The sequence below is a fragment of the Roseateles sp. 22389 genome, assembly GCF_052044995.1.
Taxonomy (GTDB): Bacteria; Pseudomonadota; Gammaproteobacteria; order Burkholderiales; family Burkholderiaceae_C; genus Roseateles.
In genome coordinates this window covers 1-379 of the sequence record NZ_JBQEOF010000049.1, presented here as the reverse complement: position 1 = coordinate 379, position 379 = coordinate 1, and the positions used below count along the sequence as shown (strand labels likewise).

The following is a 379-nucleotide window of genomic DNA, read 5'->3' as shown; positions in this document are numbered from 1 at the left end:
GAACGCCCAGAACGGATTGCTGAGCGTCGTGAAGACCGCCTCTGGCCCTAGCCCCGTCGGATCCGTATAAGCCAGCGCATTGTTCAGCACATAGCTGAACCTGTTGAACGCCTGCTGGTCCGTTGGATCAGGAATGGTAGGGTCGGCGCTGACATGGCGCCCGGTGATTGGGTCATACAGCCGCGCATTCATGTGCACCAGCCCGAGCTGGTCCATCTGCTCATGCCCGGTGTAGCCCGAGTTGTCCTGGTCGTTCTTGATCGTCCCCAGGCTGCCCCAGCTGTCGTCGCTCCCGTCGATGTTGCGCCTGCGTCCCCAGGCGTCATAGCTCATGCGCTGGAGCAACTGCCCGCCCTCATCGATGATCGCGATGGTCGAA

At 61.7% G+C, this 379-nt stretch carries 1 protein-coding gene; it reads right to left on the bottom strand.

The window, feature by feature from the left end; genetic code table 11:
• A partial coding sequence (locus ACTJKJ_RS27310; RefSeq protein WP_440823328.1) for an RHS repeat-associated core domain-containing protein occupies positions 1 to 379 on the bottom strand: 379 nt, incomplete at both ends.